This is a genomic window from Streptomyces sp. NPDC046215 (genome assembly GCF_040646215.1).
GTDB lineage: Bacteria > Actinomycetota > Actinomycetes > Streptomycetales > Streptomycetaceae > Streptomyces > Streptomyces stramineus.
On sequence record NZ_JBEYZW010000018.1, the window covers coordinates 68263 to 91093 of the forward strand.

The following is a 22831-nucleotide window of genomic DNA, read 5'->3' on the forward strand; positions in this document are numbered from 1 at the left end:
AGCGGAATTTGGGATAGACGAGAGAGGGCGGGGGGTTGCTTTTGGATCAACGGGCATTTCAGGCAGGGTGGACTTATGACGCGATACACCTCGTACGACTCGGCCGAACTGTCCTACCGGGTCCTACGGGCGCGGGACGGCTCGGCGGGCCCGCCCCTGGTCTGCCTCGCCGGCGGCCCCGGGCGGGACGCCGCCTACCTCGGCGACCTCGGCGGCCTGGACGCCCACCACACCCTCGTCATCCCCGACAGCCGGGGCACCGGCGACTCCCCGCCGGCACCCGACCCCGCCGGCTACGCCTTCCCCGCCCTCGCCGAGGACCTGGAGGCGCTCCGCCGCCACCTGGGCGTGGACCGCTTCGCCCTCCTGGCCCACGACGCGGCGTGCGCGACGGCCCAGGCGTACGCGGCGTCCCACGCCCACCACCTGTCGCACCTGATCCTGGTCACCCCCGGCTCCCGGCTACAGGGCGAGCTGCCCACGGACGCCGAGGAGATCTTCGAGGCGCGCGCCACGGAGGACTGGTGGACGGACGCCTACGTGGCCGTCCACACCCTCCCCTCGGCCACCGGCCTGGACGAGGTCCGCGACCTGCTCCGCCGCGCGGCCCCCATGGGCTACGGCCGCTGGGACGCCCCGCAGCGCGCCCACGCGGCCGAAGAAGGCGCCCAGTTGGGCCCCGTCCCCCGCGCCGGCTTCTGGCAGGGCGTCGACGAACCGGCCCGCCGGGCCCTCCTGGAGCGCCTGCGCGAGGTGAGCTGCCCGACCTTGGTGGTCACGGGCGACCGCGACGCCCTGGCGGGCATGCGCGCGGGCGAGATCGTCGCGGCGTCCATCCCCGGAGCGATCCTGCGCCCGCTGCACGAGGTGGGCCACTACCCCTGGGTGGACGAGCCGGAGATGCTCCGCCCGCTGGTGGAACAGTTCCTGCGCACGGGGGCGGCGTGAACGCGGCGTGTCAGTCGTATGGCAGGGGACGCGGGACCGTTGCCGCGGCGGGCGGCCGACCCTAGGTTCGTGGGGGAAGGCACAACGTGGCCGTGTGCCCGAGTGGTTGAGGGGCTCGCCTGCAAAGCGAGTTACGCCGGTTCGATTCCGGTCACGGCCTCTTGGCGATGACGGGGACGCCTTGACTACCGGCATGCCCATCGGGCCGAGACCATGTGATCAAGGCCTGCGGCGGCGGATGACGACCAGGGGAATGACGACTGCCGCCGTCGCTGCGCCGCCGATGCCGATCCACATCAGTGTGTCGTCGTCGTCCGCATTCTTGCCCCTCGGTGGCATGCCGCCCGTGGCCTTGGTCGCGGAAGGCTGCGGCGCACCGGCACCCAGCAGGCCCGGTTCCGGCAGCGGATTCACGTCGGCCGGGCCCGGGTCGCCCGGGTCTTTCAGGGCGATGCGGGGGCGGACGACTCCGTAGCCGATGTAATCCGTGCGCTCCTTGCCGCTGCGGGGGCCGCCGGCCGTATTGATGAGTACGCGCGTCACCTGGTTCGCGGTCCAGTCGGGGTGCGCGGACCAGATGAGGGCGGCTGAGGCGGAGGCGAGGGCGGTGGCATCGCTCGTGCCGTGCGTCTTGCAGAGCTCGGTGTCGCCTCCGCAAGCGGAGACGATCTCGTCGCCGGGTGCCGCCAGGTCGACTTGGGGGCCGTGCACCGATTCGGCGGTCGATTTGTTATCCCGGCCGGTGGCCGCTACGCCGATTACTCCTGCGGTCGCTGACGGATACTGAGCCGTGTTGTCCTTGTCACCGCGGTTACCCACGGCGGCAAAGATCAGCTTCCCCTTCGCCACGGCATATCGCACAGCGTCCACGAGTTCCTGGCTCTCGCTGTCCTGTCCCATCGAAATGTTGAGGATCTTCGCATCCGTATCGGCCGCGTATCGGATAGCGGCACTGAGTTCCGTCAAGAAACTCTTAGAACCTTCGACATCATTCTTGGCCAGCTCCCAATCCGCCACTCGCAAGGGCAGGATCTTTGCCCCGGGCGCCAGGCCGAACGACCCATTTCCCCCCGTGCGCTTACCTGTGGCTGCGATGATCGCCGCCATCGAGGTCCCGTGGCCGGGGTTGTCAGCGTGCGCCCCACCCTCCTGATGCGAGAAACTCTTTCCTTCCAGCACCTGGCCACGGAGATCCGCCAGCGTCGGGTCCACGCCACTGTCGATCACCGCCACGGTGACGCCCTGACCGGTACTGACCTGCCACATCTCGTCCGCACGCATGGCGTCTAGGTGCCACTGCTGTTCACGAATCGATGCCGCGTAGGACGGTGAGGCCGTCACACCGACCAGCAGGCAGGCGAGTGTCCAGCCCGCGCCCCGCACCGTCCACGTCCGCTGACGATCTGCCCTGACCCGCATGTTCATTCCCCTCGAACGTGACCTCAGCCGCGAGGTCACTCGATGACCGGCGGGACCACCCGGCGGCTGCTCTGGCTCCATGTCTCCTCGTCCTCGACGAGGTAGGCGGGCCTCTGTCCGCCGTTCCGCCGCTGAGGAGTTGCGCCTGCCGCTCCGTGCACAGGGCCCATGCCGACCGCGCCGCCCCCGGCCACCGGGTGGCCGGCTCGCGGCAGACCAGTGCCACCCGGCGTGAACGTCCCGCCCGACGACGCTCCGGGACGGCTCCCGGGCCGTCCGCCCACCACTCCACCGGGCTCCGAAGCGAAAGTCCGGCCTCGTGCGCCGGCCGGCGGCGCGGCAGGGCTCGCTCCGCCGAAGCCCCCGACAGGACCGGGGCCGTGCCCCATGGCCGGATTCCGATTCCCCGCGTGACCCGGCTGCTCCGTACCGATGACCGTGCCCCGCGGGACCGGTGCAGTGGGCCCGTTCGCACGTGGGGGCAAGGGCTGCCCGCCGACGATGCCCGGGTCGTGCGGGCGCGGCAGCGGCAGGGAGGGGCGCGTGCTCGACGGGCCCTGCCGGGGCGGCACGGACGGTCGCGCCTCCCCAGGGAGGCGGCCGCCGATGACCGGGCCTGTGCCTGAGGGACCCGGGTACGGGAGGGGCGGTACGGGATAGCGCTGTGGCGGTGCGGTGTCCCCTACCGGACCACCACTGGGTGGGCCGGTAGGCACCGGGGCCGGGGCCGTAGGAAGCTGCGGGCCGCTGTCGATCCCCGTGCCGACGTGACGGTCGGGAGAGGGTTGCACAGCACCCCTCGAAGGAGATCCCGGCAAGTCAGGCACCTCAGCCCGGGGTGACGCCACCCCGGGCCCGCTCCCCGGCGACACAGACGCGCCGGGGAGCGCTACGGACTCACCTTCCCCACCGTTCCCCTGGGCACCCCCGGCTCCGACAGGCTGAATGTGCTCCACATCCGAGTACCAACCGTCATGCCGCGGCATCATCTCCCCCGGCACCACCGGAAACTTAGGCCGCTCCGCCTTGGCGATCTGCACCCCCGACTCCTGGTACGACTCCGCCAGCGCCTTCATCAGCTCCGCCGCCGCCGCGTGGTTCTTCTCCAGGCGCTGCTGGGCGTCGTACGCCTGCTTCTGTGTCGGGCCGCCCAAGTTGATGCCGTGGTCCACATCCGTCACGAACGGCGACGGGACCTTGCCTACCAGCAGAGGGCGGTTCTTCAGGTACGCGTCCACCGTCGCCTGGTCCGCCGCCGAGTGCTTAGGCATCCGCGTCGCGCCGCCCAGGGTCGTCGCCGCGTAGTTCAGCCACGTTCCCGCCGTCCCCGCGTACTCGCTCAGGCGTATCGTCGCCAGGCCCATGTCGTCGCCCCATTTGCGGAACGCCTCGCCGCCCTGGCCGTCCCACGTGACGCGCTTCATGTGCCGGATGAGGTCGTCGCCGATCTTCTTGATCGTGGTCGACGCCTCGTGCAGCTTGAGAGCCGTCACCGTGACGCGGTGGACGTCCGCCCGCGCGACCATCTGCTCCAGTTGCTGGTGCGGGAACGCGTGGAAGTCGTTCGCGGCGAACCCCGGGGTGCCCGCCGGTCGGGACGCTTCAGCCATCGGTGCTCCTGCTCCTCGTCACAGAGAACCCTGGTCGTCACCGGACGCCTTGACGCGTTCACCGGGCCGCCGTACGACCGGGGCCGGCTGCGCGTGGCGGTCCTTGTGGGGGTCGTGGTGCTGCCGCAGTTTCTCCTGGATCGCCCACATGCGGTCCCGGACGTCGGCGTCGGTGCCCTCGTAGCCGCCGTGGGCGTCCCGCACCGCCACGGTCAGCGCCTCGATCTGGTCGCCCAGCAGCTGAGAGAGCGTCATCAGATCGGCGTGCACGCCGTCGTAGACGTCGTAGAAGCGCTTCGCCGCCGTGAAGCCCTCTCCGAGGTGCGCCTGTTCCAGGCGGTCGTCGGCGATGCGGGTCGGCGTCGCCTCCGACTCGCCGAAGGTGGTGAGCAGTTCGTCGACCCGGCCCTGAAAGACCTTCAGCGAGGCCAGTTCGGCCTTGATGCGCTCCCGCTGGGATGCCGGTGCCGATGCGTTCTCAGCCACGTACGCGCCTCTTCACTGCCTTCGCCCCCACCACTCCGACCCCGGATGTAACTTCACGCTACACACTACTGCCGGGCAGTGACACGACGCCTGAGTACCCCTACTCAGGCCCCCGTCGCCACCGCCGCCTGCGGCCGGATCGGAAGGCGGTTGCAGGGGCGGCCCGTTGCCGCGCGGACGGCCGCGGCCACGGCCGCCGGGGACGTCACGACCGGGACCGCGCTGATCGCCTTGGCGCCGAAGGGCGCGACCACGTCACGCTCCTCGACCAGCTTCACGATGCGGATGTCCGGGGTGTCCAGCGACGTCGGCAGGGCGTAACCGGTGAGGTCCGGGCGGCGGACGAGGCCCGCGCTGGTGCGGAGGTTCTCCGAGAGGGCCGCGCCCACGCCCTGGGTGATACCCGCCTCGATGCGGGTGCGGGCCTGGCCGGGGTTGAGGACGCGGCCGACGTCCTGGGCCACGGCCATCTCCACCACGCGCACCGAGCCCAGCTCGACGTCGACGTCGACGACCGCCCGTACGGCGCAGAAGGCGAGGCCGACGAACGCGTCGCCCTGGCCCGTCTCGTCCAGGGGCTCGGTCGGGTGGGGGCGGCACTGGGCGGTGGCCCAGAGTTCCTTGCCGGCCAGGGCCTCGGCGACCGTGGTGCTCAGCACCCCGTCGTACGACGTGATCTTGCCGTCGGCGATGGTCAGGAGCTCGGTCGACATGCCGAACTGGTGGGCCAGCGGCTGGAGGAGCTGGGTGCGCACCATGCGGGCCGCGCGCTCCACGGCGCCGCCGGAGACCCAGGTGTGACGGCTGTGCGCGCCGGGTCCGGAAGGCGGCTGGTCGGTGTCGACCGGTGCGACGTAGACCTCTTCGAGGCCGAGGATCTCCTGGACGATCTGGCGGGCGAGGGTCGCGAAACCCTGCCCCGTCTCGACGGCCGCACAGATGACCGTGGCCACCGGGCCAGTCACCTTGACGGTGGCCGTGGACACCTCGTCCGCGCCCTCCGCGCCGAGCATGTGGACCATGCCGAGGCCGTAGCCGACGCCGCGCCGCACGGCGCCGGGCTCCCCCGCGCCGTCGAGGCCGCCGGGCAGCAGCCACTGCTCCTCCGGGTCGCTCATGGGGAGCGGCGGGAGGGGGAAGTCGCGGACGGAGCGCAGGAGTTCGGCGACGGGGGCGGGACAGGTGACCGTCTGGCCGGTGGGCAGCAGGTCGCCGGTGGCCATGACGTTGCGCAGGCGCAGTTCGGCGGGGTCGAGGCCGAGCCGGGCGGCGAGCTTGTCCATCTGGCCCTCGTAGGCCGCGCAGACCTGCATGGCGCCTTCGCCGCGGACATGGCCGGAGGGGGGGTTGTTGGTCCGTACGGCCCAGCCCTCGATGAAGGCGTGCGGGACGACGTAGGGGCCGCAGGCGAAGGACACGGCCGCCGCGAGGGCCTCGGAGGAGGAGTCGGCGTAGGCGCCGGCGTCCAGCAGGATCTGCGCCTCGACCTTGACGAGCTTGCCCTCGGCGTCCGCGTGGTGGCGGTAGCGGAGCAGCGTCGGGTGGCGGTGCGGGTGGCTGAGGAAGGACTCCTCGCGGGTGGCGGCGAGCTTGACGGGGTGGCCGGTGCGCAGGGCGAGCAGGCCCAGCGGCAGCTGCATGCCCGGGTCCTCGCGGTCGCCCATCGCGCCGGGCACGCCGGTGACGACGACCTTCACGCGCTCGGGCTCCAGGCCGAAGCAGGCGGCGGCCAGGTCGCGGTCGGCGTGCGGGTCGGTCGAGGCGGTGTAGATCTCGACGCCGCCGTCGGGGCGGGGGACGGCGAGCCCGGCCTCGGCGCCGATGGGGGCGGGGTCCTGGCGGCCGATGCGGTACAGGCCCTCGACCACGACGTCACCGGTCGCCTCGGGGTCGCCGAAGCGCAGCGGGATGTGGCGGATGAGGTTGCCGTCGGGGTGCAGCGGCTCGGCCGAGAACGCCTGTTCGGGGTCGGTGACGGGCTCCAGCACCTCGTACTCGACGGCGATCGCGGCGGCGGCGAGGCGGGCGGTGTCGGGGTGGTCGGCGGCGACCGCGGCGATCGGCTCGCCGTGGTGGCGCACGATGTCGGAGGCGAAGACGGGCCGGTCGGCGATGCGGCGGCCGTGGGCGGCGTCACCGGGGACGTCGGCGTGGGTGATCACGGCGTGGACGCCCGGCATGCGGGCGGCCTCGGTGGTGTCGACGGAGCGGATGCGGGCGTGGGGGTGCGGCGAGCGCAGCACGGCCGCCCACAGCAGCCCCTCGGCCCACAGGTCGGCGGCGTAGGGGTAGACGCCCTGGGTCTTGGCGGGCGCGTCGGCGGGGGTGAGGGTGACGCCGAGGCCGTGCGGTGCCGGTTCGGCGGAGCCCGCCGCGGGGGGCGGGGTGAGGGTGGGCACGGTGGCGGCCCCGTGGCTCCCGGCCGTCCCGGCCGTGCCCATTCCGCCCATGCCGCCCGTTCCCGTCATGCCGTTGCCTTTCCGCTGCCGCCGCCGTGCGGGCCCGCCTGGTGCGGGATGCGTGCCTGGTCCGCGTCCGGCTGCGCTTCTTCCTGTGCTGCGGCGCTCTCCGCGCGCTCCTCGACGACCTGGCGCACCGCGTCGAGGACCCCCCGGTAGCCGGAGCAGCGGCAGAGGTTGCCGCAGATGGCCTGGCGGGTCTCCAGCTCGGTCGGGGCGTGGTTGCCTTCGAGGAGGTCGTGCATGGTCATGGCCATTCCCGGCACGCAGAACCCGCACTGCACGGCGCCGCAGTCGACGAGCGCGCGCTGGACGTCCGAGGGGCAGCCGTCGGTCGCGAGGCCCTCGACCGTGCGCACCTCCGCGCCGGCGGCGGTCGCGGCGGGGACGAGGCAGGAGGCGACGAGCCGCCCGTCGACCTGGACGGAGCAGGCGCCGCACTCGCCCTGGGAACAGCCGTCCTTGGCCCCGGCGAGGCCGAGGCGCTCACGCAGGACGTAGAGGAGGGACTCCCCGATCCAGGCGTCGGTGACGGGCCGGTCGGTGCCGTTGACGCGCAGGACGTACGAGGCACAGGGGTGCTCGGTGTGGGGCGCGCCGAGCGGGTCGGGCCGGGGCTCCGGTTGCGGCTCCGGCCGGGGCTCGCCGGCGTCGCCGGCCGGGGCCGCGGCGGCGGGCTCGGTGAGGGGTTCGGCGGCGGCCCGGGGCTCCGGCTCGGGGGCGGCCGCCGGTTCGGCGGGCTCGGCCTGGTGCTCGTGGTGGCCCGGGGGGTACGCCCGGTCCTCTTCCGCCGGTGGCTCGGCGGGCTCCTCGGCCGGTGTCCACGCGTCGGCCGGGGTGTCGCCCGTACCGGTGACGCCCGTGGGGTGCTGCCGGCCGGTGAACGGCTCCCGCGCGTCGACGGGCCCGGCCGGGGCGGGGGTGCCGGAGGCGGCGGGAGAGTCTGCCGCGGGCACGCCCTGGGCCGCGCCGGGGAAGGCGGCACCCAGGGTGTACTCGCCGGACTCGTCGGGCGCGTCCTCCGCGATGACGGGGATCGACCACTGGCCGGTGGAACCGGTGTCGTCGGCCCGGGGGGCGTCCGCGGCGGGCTGCTCCCACGCGTGGCCGGCGTCGGCGGCCGGCTGCTGCCACTGGTCCATGCCGTGCAGCCCGCCGTGGCCGTGCGGGTCGGTGTGGATGTGCAGGCCGTCGTGGACGTGGTGGTCCGCCGGGCCGTGCGCGGGGTATCCGCCGGACGCGTCCGGCGTGCCGTCACCGGAGGTCGGGACGGTCCAGTGCCCGTGCGCCCGGGCCTGACCGGCCGGGTCCTCGTGGAGCGGGGTGCCGGACGTGCCTGCGGCCCCGTAGACCGGGGTGCCGTGCGCGGGCGTGCCGTGTGCGGCGGGCTCCCGCGCGTCGTGGGCCTGGGTGCCGCCGCCGTCGGCGGACGCGCCGTGACCGGCGGACCCGTAGAGCGGCGTGCCGTGCGCGGGCGTGCCCTGAGGCGGCATGCCGTGGGCGGCGGAGTCCCGCGCGTCGTGGGCCGAGCTGCCGGACGTGCCCTCGGGGGCAGCCCCGTAGAGCGGGATGCCGTGCGCCGGCGTGCCGTGCGCGGTGGCCTCCCGCGCGTCGTGGGCCGAGCTGCCGGACGTGCCCTCAGGGGCAGCCCCGTAGAGCGGGATGCCGTGCGCCGGCGTGCCGTGCGCGGTGGCCTCCCGCGCGTCGTGGGCCGAGCTGCCGGACGTGCCCTCGGGGGCAGTCCCGTAGAGCGGCGTGCCGTGCGCCGGCGTGCCCTGGGACGGCACGCCATGCGCCGCGGAGTCCCGCGCGTCGTGCGCCGGGCCCCCGTCGCCGGACGCTCCATGGCCCGCCCCGTAGACCGGCGTGCCGTGCGTCGGCGTCCCATAGACCTGCGTGCCGTGCGCGGGCGTGCTGTGCCTTGGCCGGGACTGGTCCGTTCCGGCCGCCGGGACCCCCTCCGCCGGCGTGGCGGAGCCGAACGGCATGGCCCACTCCGCCGTCGCCTGCGGATCCGCGCCGGATTCCCGGGCCTGCTCGTGCGAGGCCTGCCCGTGCAGCGGATGCTCGTGAGAGAGCTGCCCGTGCGACGGCTGCTCGGGCTCGTACTCGTAGGACGCCGCCGGGGCGCCCCACTCCCCCGGCCACTGCTCCGGCGCGGGGGTGCCCGCCGGTGCGGGGGCGGGCTGCTGCCACGCCTCGACCGTGGGCGGGGTGTAGCCGCCGGCGCCGGTCGCGGCCAGCGGGTCCCAGGTGCCGCTGCCGGTCAGCGCCACGCCCGGGTGGGCGAGCAGCTCCGGCGGCAACTGCACGAACGCCGTGCCCTCGTCGTACTCGCCACGCGGGATCGGCTGCCAGCCGCCCTGGCCGGCGGCCCCGGCGTGTCCCTGCTGTTCGTCACTCACGCGAGTGCCCTCCCCAGTGCTCGGCGGGCCAGAGTCGCCACCGTACGACGCAGGTGCAGGGCGGCGGGCGGCAGGGTGCCCGGCGCGCCGTCGAGCGTGGGCCCCGGGTCGGGGATGCAGGCCGCGGCGACGTAGTCGCCGAACGCGGCGCACGCCTCCGGCGCGAGCGTGCGCTCGCCGTCCCAGTCGATGAGCGAGGCGACCCAGCCCTCGGCGTCGAGGGGGCGCAGCGGCATGGGCGCGACGGCGCCCACCGCGCAGCGCACGTTGCGGCGGGCCGGGTCGAGGACGACGGCCACGGAGGCGACGGCCCGGCCCGGGCCCGTGCGGCCGGTGGCCTTGAGGAAGGTCTGGGGGGCGTGCAGCAGCGGCACGCGGACGTAGCCGATCAGCTCGCCGGGCCGCAGCATGTCGAAGCCGGTCAGGAGGTGGCCGATGGGGACCTCGCGGCGCGTGCCGCCGGGGCCCGCGATGACGAGCGTGGCTTCGAGGGCGGCGAGGACGGGCAGCGCGTCGCCGGTCGGGGCGGCGGAGGCGATGTTCCCGCCGAGGGTGCCGGCGTTGCGGATCTGGGGCGGGCCGGCGGCGCGCGCGGCGGTGGCGAGCGCCGGGATGAGGGCGGCGAAGTCGGGCCTGCCCATCCGGGCGTGGGTGAGTCCGGCGCCGAGCAGGGCGTGGCCGTCCTGGTACTGCCAGCCGCGGATCTCGTTGATGCGGCCGAGGCCGACGAGGGCGGCGGGCCGCAGCAGCCCGGAGTTGACGGCCGCCATCAGATCGGTGCCGCCCGCCACGGGCACGGCGGCGGGCATGGCGGCCAGCGCCGCCACGGCCTCGTCGAGCGAGCCCGGCAACGTCACCGTGTGCGCCGCCTGCGGTGCGTGCGTGGTCAACCCAGCTGCCCCTTCCCCGGAAGGTCCCGGTGGTCCGGCTGTTCCGCCTGATCCCGCCGTACGGTACGTGCTGTCGGCCCGGACGTGGCAACTCTGGCACATCTTCCGAGTCCGCCGTCGCGAGGGTCCGCGAACCGCCGGTCCGTCCCCGGCATGGCGAATGGTCCGATTCTCCCGCAGAGTCGCCGCTGTGTGCGGATTGCCATTGTTCGGTAGTCCTTGCGCGGCTTACGGCGTTGTGTGAACGACCACCGTGTCAGGGAGGCGTCCTGACGGCGCGCAGCTCGGCCGGGCCTCACACGATCGGGGGCGGCCCCTCGATCGGGCGTCCGAGGACCCCGGGGCGGCGCTGCCAGGGGTGGGGTCCGGCGGGCGGGCGGTAGTCGACGCCGAGGGCGTCAAGCCGGGCGTAGTGGGCGGTCATTCGGCGGGAGAAGTCCTGGTAGTCGCGGTCTTCGGGGGCGGGCAGGGCGGACCAGGCGACCTCGGCGAAGGCGGCCAGGCGGGGGAACGCCTGGTAGTCGACGCGCTGCTGGGTCTCCGTCACCTCGGACCAGAGGTTGGCCTGCGTCCCGATGACGCGGGCGGCCTCGGCCCCGGTGAGCTCCGGGGGGACGGGCTCGAAGCGGTAGACGTCCTCCAGGGTGCGGACGTAGCCGATGGGCACGGGCTCGTCGGCCCCGGCGGCCTGCCGGTGGTCGAGGTAGACCTGCTGCTCGGGGCACATGACGACGTCGTGGCCGGCCCGGGCGGCGGCGATGCCGCCCGCGTAGCCGCGCCAGGAGGAGACGGTCGCGCCCTCGGCCAGGCCGCCCTCCAGGATCTCGTCCCAGCCGACGAGGCGCCGGCCGCGCGCGGCCAGCCACCGGTCGAAGTGGCGGATGAACCAGCTCTGCAGCTCGTCCTCCCCGGCGAGGCCCTCGGCCGCGATGCGGGCCTGCGCGGCCGGGGACGCCTTCCACTGGTCCTTGGGGCACTCGTCGCCGCCGATGTGGACGTAGCGCGAGGGGAAGAGGTCGAGGACTTCGGTGAGCACCTGCTCGTAGAAGGCGAGGGTGTGGTCGGTGGGGGCGAGGACGTTCGGATTGACGCCCCAGGTGTCCCAGACGGTGAGCGAGGCGGTGTCGACGACGTCGGTGTTGCCCAGTTCGGGGTACGCGGCGATGGCGGCCTGCGCGTGGCCGGGAAGGTCGATCTCCGGGACGACGGTGATGTGCCGCTCGGCGGCGTACGCCACGATCTCGCGGATGTCGTCGCGCGTGTAGTAGCCGCCGTGCGGCCGCTCGTCCCACAGCGGGGAGGCCCGGTGCCCGTGTTTGGTGCGGGCGCGCCACGCCCCGACCTCGGTCAGCCTGGGGAAGGCGCGGATCTCCACGCGCCAGCCCTGGTCGTCCGTCAGGTGCAGGTGGAGGACGTTGAGCTTGTGGGCGGCGAGCAGGTCCACGTAGCGCAGGACGCCGTCCTTGGGCAGGAAGTGGCGGGCCACGTCGAGGAGGACGCCGCGCCAGGCGAAGCGGGGCGCGTCCTCGACGGTGGTCGCGGGCAGCTCCCACGCGCGCCCGCCGGTGACGGGCGCCCGGCGGAAGGCGGCCGGGCCGAGCAGCTGACGGAGGGTCTGCGCGCCCCAGAACACCCCGGCCGCGCTCGCGCCCTGCACGCTGACGCGGCGGTCGTCGACGTGCACCCGGTACGCCTCGGGGCCGTGCTTCTCCCCCAGCGCGGGGAGGACGCGCAGTTCGACGGGGTTACCGCCGGTGCCGTGGTGGGGGTGCAGCGGCAGGCCGGTGGCCGCGCCGACGGTGGCGCGCAGCCAGCGGGCGACGCCCTCGGTGCCGGGGCCCGCGTCCAGGGTGGTGTGTTCGTCGAGCGTGCGGCCCGCGCCGGGCGGTGCCTGGCCGGTGCGGCGCGGCGCCGGGATCAGGTCCGTGCGGAAGTCACTCATGGCGTTACTCCTTTACCGCTCCGCCGAGGCCCGAGACGAGCCTCCGCTGGACGAGGACGAAGAAGACGAGCACCGGGAGGGTCATGAGGGTCGACGCGGCCATGATGCCTCCCCAGTCGTTGCCCTCGTCCTTGAAGAAGACGAGGAGCGCCATCGGCAGCGTCGAGTTCTCGGTGGCGCTGATGATGAAGGACTTCGCGAACAGGAAGTCGTTCCAGGTCGAGATGAAGGAGAAGACGCTCGTCGCCACCAGGCCGGGGAGGACGAGCGGGAAGAGGATCTGCCACAGGAAGCGGGTGCGGCTGGCCCCGTCGAGGTACGCGGCCTCCTCCAGGGATTCCGGCACGGCCTTGACGAAGCCGCGCAGCATCCAGATCGCGAAGGGGAGGGAGAAGGCGAGGTGCGGCAGGATCAGCGAGCCGAGGGTGTTGAGGCCGACGCCGGGCACGGTGTCGCCGAGGTCGCGCATCAGGAAGAACAGCGGGATGGTCAGGGCCTCGACGGGCACCATCTGCGCCACCAGGAACATGACGAGCAGCGTCGTGCGGAACCGGAAGCGGAAGCGGGTCACGGCGACGGCCGCGAGGAAGGCCACGAGCGCGGAGGCGACGACCACGACGGCCGCGACGAGGAGGCTGTTGAGGAAGTACCGCCCGAAGTCCTGCTGGCCGAGGACGCGCCGGAAGGCGTCGAGCGAGGGGTGCAGGGTCCAGGGGCGCGGCCTGGCCGACTGCACCTCGCCCGCCGGCCGGAAGGCGGAGAGGACCATCCAGTAGAGCGGGAAGGCCACCACGGCGGCGACGAGCAGGGCCGCGGCCTCGGCGGCGAGCCGCCACGGCCTGCGGACGCGGGCACGGGTGCGGATGCCGGTCATATTTCCTCCCCCTGACGCTTCAGCAGCCTCAGGTAGCCGAGGGTGACGGCCAGCAGGATCAGCAGCATGACCACGCCGATGGCCGAGCCGAGGCTGTACTGCGAGGAGGCGAACGCCTTCTGGTAGGCGTAGACGTTGAGCGTGAGGTTCTGCCCGGCGACGCCGCCGCCGTTGGTCATCACATAGATCTGCGTGAACACCTTGAAGTCCCAGATGACCGACTGGATGGTGACGACGACCAGGATCGGCCGGAGCATCGGCGCCATGACACCGCGCCAGATCCGCCACTGCGAGGCGCCGTCGAGGGCCGCCGCCTCCAGGACCTCGCCGGGAATGGCCCGGATCCCGGCGTAGACGGTCACCATGACGAAGGGGAATGAGCACCAGACGACTTCGAGGAGGACGAGCGCGAAGGCGCTGTAGCGGTCGTAGGTCCAGGAGTGGCCGGCGAAGCCGGACAGCCCGGCCCACGCCAGCACCTTGTCGACCGGGCCGAAGTCGGGGTCGAAGAGGAAGAGCCACACCGTGGAGCCGGTGACCGCGGGCGTCGCCCAGGCGCCGAGCGCGGCGACCGTCAGCGCCAGGCGCGGCACGGCCCGGACGCGCGTCAGCAGGACGGCCAGCGCGCAGCCGACGGCCAGGGTCGCCAGGACACAGGCCGCGGCGAAGACGACCGTCGCCGCGAGGACCTCCCGGAACTGTCCGTCGCGGAAGAGCTCCGTGTAGTTGGCGAACCCCTGGAAGGACGTGGGTTCGCCGCCGCTGACCTGCGCTTGGGTGTACTCCAGGAAGGAGATGAGGCCGAGCTGGTAGACGGGGTAGACGAGCAGCCCGCCGAGGACGACGAGCGCGGGGGCGAGGTACAGCCAGGGGGTCCAGCCGCCGTGCCGGGCGGGACGCGTGCGCCGCGCGGGGGCGGCCGTGGCGGGGTGCGGTGAAGAGGCCATCGGTTCAGCCCGCCGCCGCGAAGGCGTCGTTCATCTTCCGGGCCGCGCTCGCGGCCGCCGCGTCGACGCTCCTGCGGCCGCTCACGACCTCCTGGAAGAGGGTCGGCAGCACCTGGGCGGCGTCGATGGCCGCCCAGGCGGGCGTGGCGGGCACGGACCGGGCACCGGCCGCGAGGGTCCGCACGAACGGTTCGACGAAGGGCTGCTCGCGCGCCGCGTCCCGCCGGACGTCGGTGTAGGTGGGCAGGAACCCCATGGCGTCGAAGAACTCGGCCTGGGCGCGCTTGCCGCCGAGGGTCTTCATCAGGTCCACGGCGAGGGTGCGGTGGGAGCTGCTCTTGAGGACGCCGAGGTTGTTCCCGCCCGCGAAGGCCGGGGCGATGTCCCCTTCCTCCACCCCGGGGAGCGGCACGACCGCGTAGGAGCCCTTGACCTTGCCGCTCTCGACGGCCCGGTGGCTGAAGTCACCGCCGATGGCCATGGCGGCCTTGCCCGCCGCGAACGCTTCGACCGTGGCGTTGCCGCCCAGCTGCGCGCAGGTGCTCGCCGGGCAGTTGTCGTCACCGAAGAGGGCGGTGTAGGCCGCGATGCCCTTCTTCGCCGCCTCGCCGGTGAGCCCGGAGGCGTACGTCCTGCCCTTTTTCTCCGCCAGTGCGCCGCCGTGGGCCCAGAGGAAGGGCAGGGCGCCGTAGGTGTACGCGCCTCCGACCGCGAGCCCGTAGAGCTGCGGGCGCTCCTTGCGGATGTGCCGGGCCGTGGCGGCCAGCTCGGCCAGGGTGCGCGGGGGCCGCAGGCCGAGCTCCTTGAAGACGTCGGTGCGGTAGTACAGCGCCCGGACGCCCACGAACAGCGGTGCCCCGTAGACCTTCCCGTCCACGGTGACCGAGCGCCGGGCGACCGGGTCGGTGTCCTTGGCGTCGGGCCACGCCGCGAAGTCGGCCGTGACGTCGGCGAGGCCGCCGTCCTTCACATAGCCGGCGGTGTCGGTGTTGCCGTACTCGATGAGGTCCGGGGCGCTCTTCGGGTCGTTGAAGGCGGCCTTGATCCGCTGGGCACGGGTGTCGACGGGGATGTAGGTGACGTCCACCGTGACGCCCCGGTGGTTCCGGGTGAACGCGGCGACGGCCCGGTCGACGACGGCCGCCTTGGGTTTGTTGTCGACCTCGCGGAAGAGCCAGATCCGCAGCTTCCCGCTGCGGTCGTCGCTCCTGGCGCTGTTGTCGGAGGTCGAGGGAGCGCAGGCGGTGAGGGCGGTGAGCCCGGCCAGTAAGAGGGCGGCCATGCGGGCGGACAGGGTCATGGGGGTGGTCCCCTCCCGATTGAGCGTTGCAACATACGCAATGAGCGTTTCGCTTTGCACAACTGGCAGGAGGCTACGGCCGGGCGGCGGGCCCCGACAAGGCCCGGCCGGAGGTCTCCACCACTCCGTGATCAACACGAGCGCTCCGTGCAACGCGAACGGCCCCCGGGACGCGCGTCAACGCGTCCGGGGGCCGTTCGGAAGCCGGAGAAGGGCCGTTAAGGGCCGGAGAAGGGAGAGGGAAGGGCCGGGCGGGCCGAGTTACTTCTTGTCCCCGCCCTTGCCGCCCTTGTCCTTGTCGCCGCCGGCGCCCATGCCTTCGAAGATCTCCTTGCACATGGGACAGACCGGGTACTTCTTCGGGTCGCGCCCGGGGACCCAGACCTTGCCGCAGAGGGCCACGACCGGCGAACCGGAGAGCGCGCTCTCCATGATCTTGTCCTTCTGGACGTAATGGGCGTAGCGCTCGTGGTCGCCGTCGCCGTGCGACACCTGTGGCGTCGGCTCTACGAGGGTGCCGGTCCCTGCCCCGCGCTCGGGCTCAAGAGTGCTCATGGTTTCCAAGAGTACTGGGGCAGGGCGCCGTCGGCCGAGCCCCGGTCGGCACGGCCCGCGGCCGTCCCCGGCGGGCCGTCGCCGAGGCGTGGAGCAGCAGTCCGGCGCCCGCGACCGCGGCGGCGGCCCACGGGAGCGCGGCGGGGCGCAGACCGGCGGACAGGGCGAGGCCGGCGAGCGCGGAGCCGACGGCGCTGCCGAGGTAGAGCGCCGAGTTGTTGAGGGCGAGGACGACCGGGCCCCGGCCGGGGCGCAGGGCGAGCAGCCGGTGCTGCTGCGGCACCTGGAGCGCCCAGCCGCCCGCCCCCCACAGCACCAGGGCGGCCCCGGCGGCGAGCGGCGCGGGCGCCAGGGCGGGCAGCAGCGCCTGCGCCAGGACGATCGCGGCCAGCACCGCGCCCACCAGCACCGGCGTCCGGGCGCCCCGGTCCACGAGCGGCCCGGCGGCGAGGCTGCCGAGGACCCCGCCGACACCCCACGCCCACAGATAGGGGGTGATCCCGTGGACGCCGCCCGCCGACCGCAGGACCGGTGCCAGATAGGTGTAGAGGCCGAGGCTGGCGACGGCCGCGAGGAAGGAGACCCCGACGACGGGGGCGACGGTGCGGTCGGCGAGGGCGGCCAGCCGCTCCCGTACGGGGGTCTGCGGCTCGGCGGGCAGCGGGGGCAGCAGCGTGGCCAGGCCGGCGAGCGCGGCCGCGCCCAGGCCGGTGACCAGCCAGAGCGTGGCCCGCCACCCGGTGTGCTCGGCGAGCAGGACACCGAGCGGGACGCCCAGCACCGTGCCCGCGCTCATCCCGCCCATGACGAGGGCGAGCGCCCGGCCGCGCCGCTGCGGCCCGGCCGTCGAGGAGGCGGCGGCCGTGGCCAGCGCCGAGTACAGGCCCGCCCCCGCCCCGGCAGCCACCCGGGCGGCCAGCAGCGCCCCGAAGGAGGGGGCGAGCGCGGTGAGCCCGTTGGCGGCGGTGAAGACCGCGAGGGCGCCGATCAGCGCCCCGCGCGGCCGGCGGCCGGACAGCAGGCTCGCGAAGAGCGGCGCGGAGACCGCGTAGGCGAGGGTGAAGACGGTCACGAGCTGTCCGGCGAGGGCCACCGTCGTGCCCGTGTCGTCGGCGATGGCGGGCAGCAGCCCGGCCATCACATAGGCGTCCAGGCCCAGGGTGAAGGACCCCAGGGCCAGCAGCAGGACCTTGCGCACGGTTGTCGCCCCGATCTGTCGGTTCTCGCCAGGTGATGGGCGGGACGCTAGGCAGCCGGGCCCGGGGCGGGGAAATGCCGCCGGGGGCCTATTTATGCTTGCTGCGCATGAATGATCTGAGCGGGATCGGACTCCGGCAGCTGCGCTGCTTCACCGCCGTGGTCGAGGAGCGGAGCTTCACCTACGCGGCCGCCCGTCTCGCCGTCGGCCAGCCCGCGCTGACCCGGGCCGTTCAGGCGCTGGAGGAGGCGGTCGGGGCGCGGCTGCTGGAGCGCACCACCCGCCGCGTCGAGCCCACCCCCGCGGGGCAGCGGCTGTACGAGGAGCTGGCCGGGCTCCTCCCCCGGCTGGAGGACGCCCTGCGCGCGCCCTGCCGGGGCGCGGTCCTGCGGCTGGGATTCACCTGGCTGCTGCCTGCGGAGGGCGCCCGGCTGGTCGAGCGCTTCAAGGCGGCGACGGGCGCGGGCGTACGGCTCGTGCGCCGGGACGCGCCCCTGGCGGGGCTCGACACCGGGGAGACGGACGCGGCCGTGCTGCGCGGCGACGAACCGGCGGGGGTGCGCAGCCGGGTCCTCTTTCACGAGGAGCGCGTCGCGGCCGTCGCCCGCTCCTCCCCCCTGGCCCGGCGCCGGGTCCTGGCCTGGCCGGAACTGGCCGCTCTGCCGCTGGTGGTCAACACGGTGAGCGGGACGACCCGCCCGGAGCTGTGGCCGGAAGGGGCACGTCCGGCGGTGGCCTGCACGGCCGGGAACTTCGACGAGTGGGTGGAGTCCGTAGCCGCGGACCACGGCGTCGGGGTGGCGCCGCGCTCCGCCGCCGAGCGCTACACGCACCCGGGGGTGCGGTTCGTCCGGCTGAAGGGCGCGCCGCCGGTGCCCGTGCGCGTCGCCGCGCCCACCCGGGGCGCGCACCCCCTCGCGGACCGGTTCCTGGCGCTCGCCGGGGGGTGAATCCGGCCGGGATCGCGTGAATCAGTTGAGACTGGGGTCGTCGGGGTAGGTGGCGACCATGGCCAGTTCGTTGCGCTGCCGCCGCAGGACCGCCCGCCACAGCTGCCCCGGGTCCGGGGAGGAGACGTCGCCCGGCTCGGACTCCACCACGTACCAGGCGCCCTCGACCAGCTCGTCCTCCAGTTGCCCGGGCCCCCAGCCCGCGTACCCGGCGAAGATCCGCAGCGAGCCCAGGACCGTCGCGAGCAGCTCGGGAGGGGCCTCCAGATCCACCAGCCCGATGGCGCCGTGCACCCGGCGCCAGCCCAGCGGGCCGTCGCCGGGCGGGGCGGCCGCGCCCTTCGCCCCGGCGTCGTGGGGCTCGCCCGGCACGACGCCCACGCCCAGGGCGGAGTCCAGCGATACGGGCCCGCCCTGGAAGACCACCCCCGGCTCCCCGGCCAGCGCGGCCCAGGACTCCAGGATGTCGGCGACGCCGACGGGCGTGGGACGGTTGAGGATCACGCCGAGGGAGCCCTCCTCGTCGTGGTCGAGGAGAAGCACCACCGCGCGGTCGAAATTGGGGTCGGCGAGCGCCGGTGTCGCCACTAGCAGCCGTCCTGTGAGCGAGGACACCTCGGACATGCGCACATGATCCCGCATTTCGGGCTCGTCCGGGGGGTGGACCGCGACTCCGGCACGAACACGACGGCCCCGCAGATAACCGGTAGCGACCATTCCATAAACGCAGCGTGTTGTTGCGAAGCCATGACACGGCCCAGGGCCCCTTACACCGGCAGGAGGGCCCTCCGGTCGCATTACCCTTTCTTCTTGCCCCCCTGCCCAACTCCAGGAACGCGAGATCCATGACCGGCCCTGACGATGTACTGCTTGTCCACGGCGGCACCCCGCTCGAGGGCGAGATCCGTGTCCGCGGCGCGAAGAACCTCGTGCCGAAGGCCATGGTCGCCGCCCTGCTCGGCAGCGGACCCAGCCGGCTGCGCAACGTCCCCGACATCCGCGACGTGCGGGTGGTCCGGGGCCTGCTCCAGCTGCACGGGGTCACGGTGCGCCCCGGCGACGAGCCCGGCGAGCTGATCATGGATCCGTCGCACGTGGAGAGCGCGAACGTCGCCGACATCGACGCGCACGCGGGCTCCTCGCGCATCCCGATCCTCTTCTGCGGCCCGCTGCTGCACCGGCTGGGCCACGCGTTCATCCCGGGTCTGGGCGGCTGCGACATCGGCGGCCGGCCGATCGACTTCCACTTCGAGGTGCTGCGCCAGTTCGGCGCGACGATCGAGAAGCGCGAGGGCGGCCAGTACCTGGAGGCCCCGCAGCGGCTGCGCGGCTGCAAGATCCGCCTGCCGTACCCCTCGGTCGGGTCGACCGAGCAGGTGCTGCTCACCGCCGTGCTGGCGGAAGGCGTCACGGAGCTGTCCAACGCGGCCGTCGAGCCGGAGATCGAGGACCTCATCTGCGTACTGCAGAAGATGGGCGCGATCATCTCCATGGACACCGACCGCACCATCCGGATCACCGGTGTGGACTCGCTCGGCGGCTACAACCACCGCGCGCTCCCGGACCGCCTGGAGGCGGCGTCCTGGGCGTCGGCCGCGCTGGCCACCGAGGGCAACATCTACGTCCGCGGCGCGCAGCAGCGGTCGATGATGACCTTCCTCAACACCTACCGCAAGGTCGGCGGCGCCTTCGAGGTCGACGACGAGGGCATCCGCTTCTGGCACCCGGGCGGCTCGCTCAACGCCATCGCCCTGGAGACGGACGTCCACCCCGGCTTCCAGACGGACTGGCAGCAGCCGCTGGTCGTCGCCCTGACGCAGGCGTCGGGCCTGTCCATCGTCCACGAGACGGTGTACGAGTCCCGCCTGGGCTTCACGTCCGCGCTCAACCAGATGGGCGCGCACATCCAGCTCTACCGCGAGTGCCTGGGCGGCAGCGCCTGCCGCTTCGGCCAGCGCAACTTCCTGCACTCGGCGGTCGTCTCCGGCCCCACCAAGCTGCAGGGCGCCGACCTGGTCATCCCCGACCTCCGCGGCGGCTTCTCGTACCTGATCGCCGCGCTGGCGGCCCAGGGCACGTCCCGGGTCCACGGCATCGACCTGATCAACCGCGGCTACGAGAACTTCATGGAGAAGCTCAAGGAGCTGGGCGCGAACGTGGAGCTGCCGGGCGGCGCCACCGCCTGACCGGCCCCGCCGCGGCCGGACCACGCGCCGGCCGGGGGCCCGGGGGTTGCCCCCGGACCAGCACAGCATGGAGAAGCTCAAGGAGCTCGGCGCGAGCGTCGAGCTCCCCGGCGGCGCCACCGCCTGACCGGCGAACGGCTCACAGGGCCCTGACGGGCCGTAAGCGCCTGTACTGACCATGAAGGTCCGTACAGGCGCTTACGCGTCTCTATGGGCCCGCACAGGCCCGTACAGGCCCACAGACGCCAAAAGGGCGGCCACCCCCGTGGGGTGGCCGCCCTTCGCGCTGGGGTCTTACTTGCCCTTGGCGGCTTCCTTGAGCTTGGAGCCCGCGGAGACCTTCACGCTGTAACCGGCAGCGATCTGGATCGGCTCGCCTGTCTGCGGGTTGCGAGCAGTGCGAGCGGCACGGTGGGTGCGCTCGAAGGTCAGGAAGCCGGGGATGGTGACCTTCTCGTCGCCCTTGGCGACGACCTCGCCGACGGTCTCGGCGAGCGCGGCCAGAACGGCGTCGGCGTCCTTGCGGGTCACCTCGGCGCGGTCGGCCAGCGCGGCCACCAGCTCACTGCGGTTCATGTTGTACTCCCGTGTTCTTCTTGCCAATGAGGCGTGAGATCGAAGCCGATGCTGCCAGGGCCCTCGGACAGTCCCCGGACCCGGGTCTGTTGCCAGACCCTCGCGCCCGGTTACGCATCCTGCCCCCACCAGTGGCGGGAAAGCCAATCCGGCACCCTGGAGAGTCACACGGAAAGCGGCACAGCCTCGGATACAGCCGCATTTCTGCGGCCTGATTTCTGCCCGTCACCTTATGGGCAGGTCGCGGGCCCGGAGGCCCGCGACGCGCCGTCGTCAGACGGTCGTGGCGCCTGTCACAGCGGCCCCGGCGGCCTTCGCGGCGTCCCGGACGGCACCCGCGACGGCCCCGGCGACCTTGTCGTTGAAGACGCTCGGGATGATGTAGTTCGCGTTGAGCTCGTCCTCGGCGACGACATCCGCCAGGGCGCCCGCGGCGGCCAGCATCATCTCGGTGTTGACGGTGCGGGACTGGGCGTCCAGCAGGCCGCGGAAGACACCCGGGAAGACCAGCACGTTGTTGATCTGGTTGGGGAAGTCCGAGCGGCCGGTGGCGACCACGGCGGCGGTCTGCCGGGCGATGGCCGGGTCCACCTCGGGGTCGGGGTTGGCGAGCGCGAAGACGATCGCGCCGTCCGCCATCGCGGCCACGTCCTCGCCGCCGAGCACGTTGGGGGCCGAGACGCCGATGAAGACATCGGCGCCGCGCACGGCCTCCTTCAGGGTGCCCGTGATGCCCTCGGGGTTGGTGTTGTCGGCGATCCAGCGCAGCGCGGAGTCCGGGCTCGCCGCGACCAGGTCGTGGCGGTCGGCGTGCACGACACCGTGGATGTCGGCCACCACGGCGTGCTTGACGCCGGCCGCGATCAGCAGCTTGAGGATGGCCGTACCGGCCGCGCCCGCACCGGACATGACGACCCGTACGTCACCGATGCCCTTGCCGACGACGCGCAGCGCGTTGGTGAGCGAGGCGAGGACGACGATGGCCGTGCCGTGCTGGTCGTCGTGGAAGACGGGGATGTCGAGGGCCTCGCGCAGCCGGGCCTCGATCTCGAAGCAGCGCGGCGCGGAGATGTCCTCCAGGTTGATGCCCGCGAAGCCGGGGGCGATGGCCTTGACGATCTCGACGATGGCGTCGGAGTCCTGGGTATCCAGGCAGATCGGCCAGGCGTCGATGCCGGCGAAGCGCTTGAAGAGGGCCGCCTTGCCCTCCATGACGGGCAGCGCCGCCTTGGGGCCGATGTTGCCCAGGCCCAGGACGGCGGAGCCGTCGGTGACCACGGCGACGGAGTTGCGCTTGATGGTCAGGCGCCGGGCGTCCTCGGGGTTCTCCGCGATGGCCATGCACACCCGGGCGACACCCGGGGTGTAGATCATGGAGAGGTCGTCACGGTTGCGGATGGGGTGCTTGGACGCCATCTCGATCTTGCCGCCGAGGTGCATCAGGAACGTACGGTCCGAGACCTTGCCCAGCGAGACGCCCTCGATGCCGCGGAGCTTCTCCACGATCTCGTCGGCGTGCGCGGTGGAGGTGGCGGCGACGGTGACGTCGATCCGCAGCTTCTCGTGGCCCGAGGCGGTGACGTCCAGGCCGGTCACCGATCCGCCGGAGGACTCCACGGCCGTGGTGAGCTGGCTGACCGCGGTCCCGCTGGCGGGTACCTCCAGTCGGACCGTCATCGAGTACGAGACGCTTGGCGCCGTTGCCATGGCCGACTTCCTCTGCTTTCCCTTGTTTCACTTCGTGCGCGTACCGCGGGGGTCGCCCCGGTATGCGATGACCGATGGTCCCACCTACCCGCCAGTAGCGGGTAACCAGTCCCCGATTCCGGAAGTGATCTTCCGGTATACGGGACGGAAAGGGACGGTAAAACGCCACGGGCGCCCTCCTCCGCGTGGAGAAGGACGCCCGTGGGACGGTCGAGGTGGCACCGACCCGCCATGCTCGCCTCGCGGCAAGTGGTCGCTCGAAGCGACTAAGGTTGGGCCCGGGGGCTTGGATCGAGCCGGTGCCACACCCAGGCTAACAAACCCTCCCGGGAAGTCATTCCCGTCGCGGAAGTTCGCCCCGCGGAAGCCCCGGCCGCCC

General features: G+C 73.3%; 18 protein-coding genes and 1 tRNA gene. 4 read left to right on the forward strand and 15 right to left on the reverse strand.

Going from position 1 to position 22831, the window contains the following annotated elements; genetic code table 11:
• Nucleotides 1-75 precede the first annotated feature (75 nt).
• A complete protein-coding gene (locus tag ABZ951_RS11050) occupies nt 76-948 on the forward strand; it encodes an alpha/beta hydrolase (RefSeq protein WP_344095791.1) in 873 nt (290 codons plus the stop codon).
• A gap of 88 nt (nt 949-1036) precedes the next feature.
• Nucleotides 1037-1108, forward strand: a tRNA-Cys gene (locus ABZ951_RS11055).
• 59 nt (nt 1109-1167) lie between these two features.
• On the opposite strand, the gene mycP is transcribed toward ABZ951_RS11055, so the two are convergent.
• The 12 genes from mycP to ABZ951_RS11115 form a co-directional block, all read right to left on the reverse strand.
• Nucleotides 1168-2373 carry a type VII secretion-associated serine protease mycosin gene (gene mycP / locus ABZ951_RS11060; RefSeq protein ID WP_344095793.1) on the reverse strand — a complete coding sequence of 402 codons (1206 nt, stop codon included), beginning with the start codon at nt 2371-2373 and terminating at the stop codon, nt 1168-1170.
• A gap of 29 nt (nt 2374-2402) precedes the next feature.
• On the reverse strand, nt 2403-3977 hold the full coding sequence (locus tag ABZ951_RS11065) for a hypothetical protein (protein WP_344095795.1): 1575 nt from the start codon (nt 3975-3977) through the stop codon (nt 2403-2405).
• An 18-nt stretch (nt 3978-3995) separates the two neighbouring features.
• Entirely contained in the window at nt 3996-4463 is a 468-nt protein-coding gene (locus ABZ951_RS11070) for a hypothetical protein (RefSeq protein WP_344095797.1), read from the reverse strand.
• Between the two features lie 104 nt (nt 4464-4567).
• On the reverse strand, nt 4568-6904 hold the full coding sequence (locus tag ABZ951_RS11075) for a molybdopterin cofactor-binding domain-containing protein (RefSeq protein WP_344095801.1): 2337 nt from the start codon (nt 6902-6904) through the stop codon (nt 4568-4570).
• Nucleotides 6905-6927: 23 nt separating this feature from the next.
• Nucleotides 6928-9327, reverse strand: coding sequence for a 2Fe-2S iron-sulfur cluster-binding protein (locus tag ABZ951_RS11080; protein WP_361279668.1), 2400 nt, complete (start codon nt 9325-9327; stop codon nt 6928-6930).
• Complete coding sequence (locus ABZ951_RS11085) at nt 9324-10217, reverse strand: FAD binding domain-containing protein (protein ID WP_344097249.1); 894 nt, start codon at nt 10215-10217, stop codon at nt 9324-9326. The genes ABZ951_RS11080 and ABZ951_RS11085 overlap by 4 nt, the downstream gene beginning before the upstream one ends.
• Before the next feature lie 295 nt (nt 10218-10512).
• A complete protein-coding gene (locus tag ABZ951_RS11090) occupies nt 10513-12159 on the reverse strand; it encodes a beta-N-acetylhexosaminidase (RefSeq protein ID WP_344097247.1) in 1647 nt (548 codons plus the stop codon).
• Nucleotides 12160-12163: 4 nt separating this feature from the next.
• A complete protein-coding gene (locus ABZ951_RS11095) occupies nt 12164-13033 on the reverse strand; it encodes a carbohydrate ABC transporter permease (protein ID WP_344097245.1) in 870 nt (289 codons plus the stop codon).
• Nucleotides 13030-13980 carry a sugar ABC transporter permease gene (locus ABZ951_RS11100; RefSeq protein ID WP_344097242.1) on the reverse strand — a complete coding sequence of 317 codons (951 nt, stop codon included), beginning with the start codon at nt 13978-13980 and terminating at the stop codon, nt 13030-13032. Before ABZ951_RS11100 ends, ABZ951_RS11095 begins: the two co-directional genes overlap by 4 nt.
• A gap of 4 nt (nt 13981-13984) precedes the next feature.
• Nucleotides 13985-15280 carry an extracellular solute-binding protein gene (locus ABZ951_RS11105; RefSeq protein WP_344097240.1) on the reverse strand — a complete coding sequence of 432 codons (1296 nt, stop codon included), beginning with the start codon at nt 15278-15280 and terminating at the stop codon, nt 13985-13987.
• A 261-nt stretch (nt 15281-15541) separates the two neighbouring features.
• Nucleotides 15542-15835 carry a DUF3039 domain-containing protein gene (locus tag ABZ951_RS11110; RefSeq protein ID WP_116212048.1) on the reverse strand — a complete coding sequence of 98 codons (294 nt, stop codon included), beginning with the start codon at nt 15833-15835 and terminating at the stop codon, nt 15542-15544.
• Nucleotides 15822-17033, reverse strand: coding sequence for an MFS transporter (locus tag ABZ951_RS11115; RefSeq protein WP_361279672.1), 1212 nt, complete (start codon nt 17031-17033; stop codon nt 15822-15824). The genes ABZ951_RS11110 and ABZ951_RS11115 overlap by 14 nt, the downstream gene beginning before the upstream one ends.
• 107 nt (nt 17034-17140) lie before the next feature.
• Between ABZ951_RS11115 and ABZ951_RS11120 the strand changes: the two genes are divergently transcribed.
• A complete protein-coding gene (locus ABZ951_RS11120) occupies nt 17141-17983 on the forward strand; it encodes a LysR family transcriptional regulator (protein ID WP_344097233.1) in 843 nt (280 codons plus the stop codon).
• Nucleotides 17984-18004: 21 nt separating this feature from the next.
• On the opposite strand, the gene ABZ951_RS11125 is transcribed toward ABZ951_RS11120, so the two are convergent.
• Nucleotides 18005-18607, reverse strand: a complete 603-nt coding sequence (locus tag ABZ951_RS11125) for a YqgE/AlgH family protein (protein WP_344097231.1) — start codon at nt 18605-18607, stop codon at nt 18005-18007.
• Nucleotides 18608-18828: 221 nt separating this feature from the next.
• On the opposite strand from ABZ951_RS11125, the gene murA reads away from it, so the two are divergent.
• The gene (gene murA / locus ABZ951_RS11130) at nt 18829-20169 is read left to right on the forward strand and encodes a UDP-N-acetylglucosamine 1-carboxyvinyltransferase (protein ID WP_344097228.1); all 1341 of its coding nucleotides are present in this window, start codon (nt 18829-18831) and stop codon (nt 20167-20169) included.
• A 294-nt stretch (nt 20170-20463) separates the two neighbouring features.
• On the opposite strand, the gene ABZ951_RS11135 is transcribed toward murA, so the two are convergent.
• Together ABZ951_RS11135 and ABZ951_RS11140 are read right to left on the reverse strand one after the other, a co-directional pair.
• Entirely contained in the window at nt 20464-20745 is a 282-nt protein-coding gene (locus ABZ951_RS11135; protein ID WP_004951951.1) for an HU family DNA-binding protein, read from the reverse strand.
• 273 nt (nt 20746-21018) lie between these two features.
• Nucleotides 21019-22452 (reverse strand): NAD-dependent malic enzyme, encoded by a 1434-nt coding sequence (locus tag ABZ951_RS11140; protein ID WP_344097226.1) that lies wholly within the window; start codon nt 22450-22452, stop codon nt 21019-21021.
• Nucleotides 22453-22831: the final 379 nt, after the last annotated feature.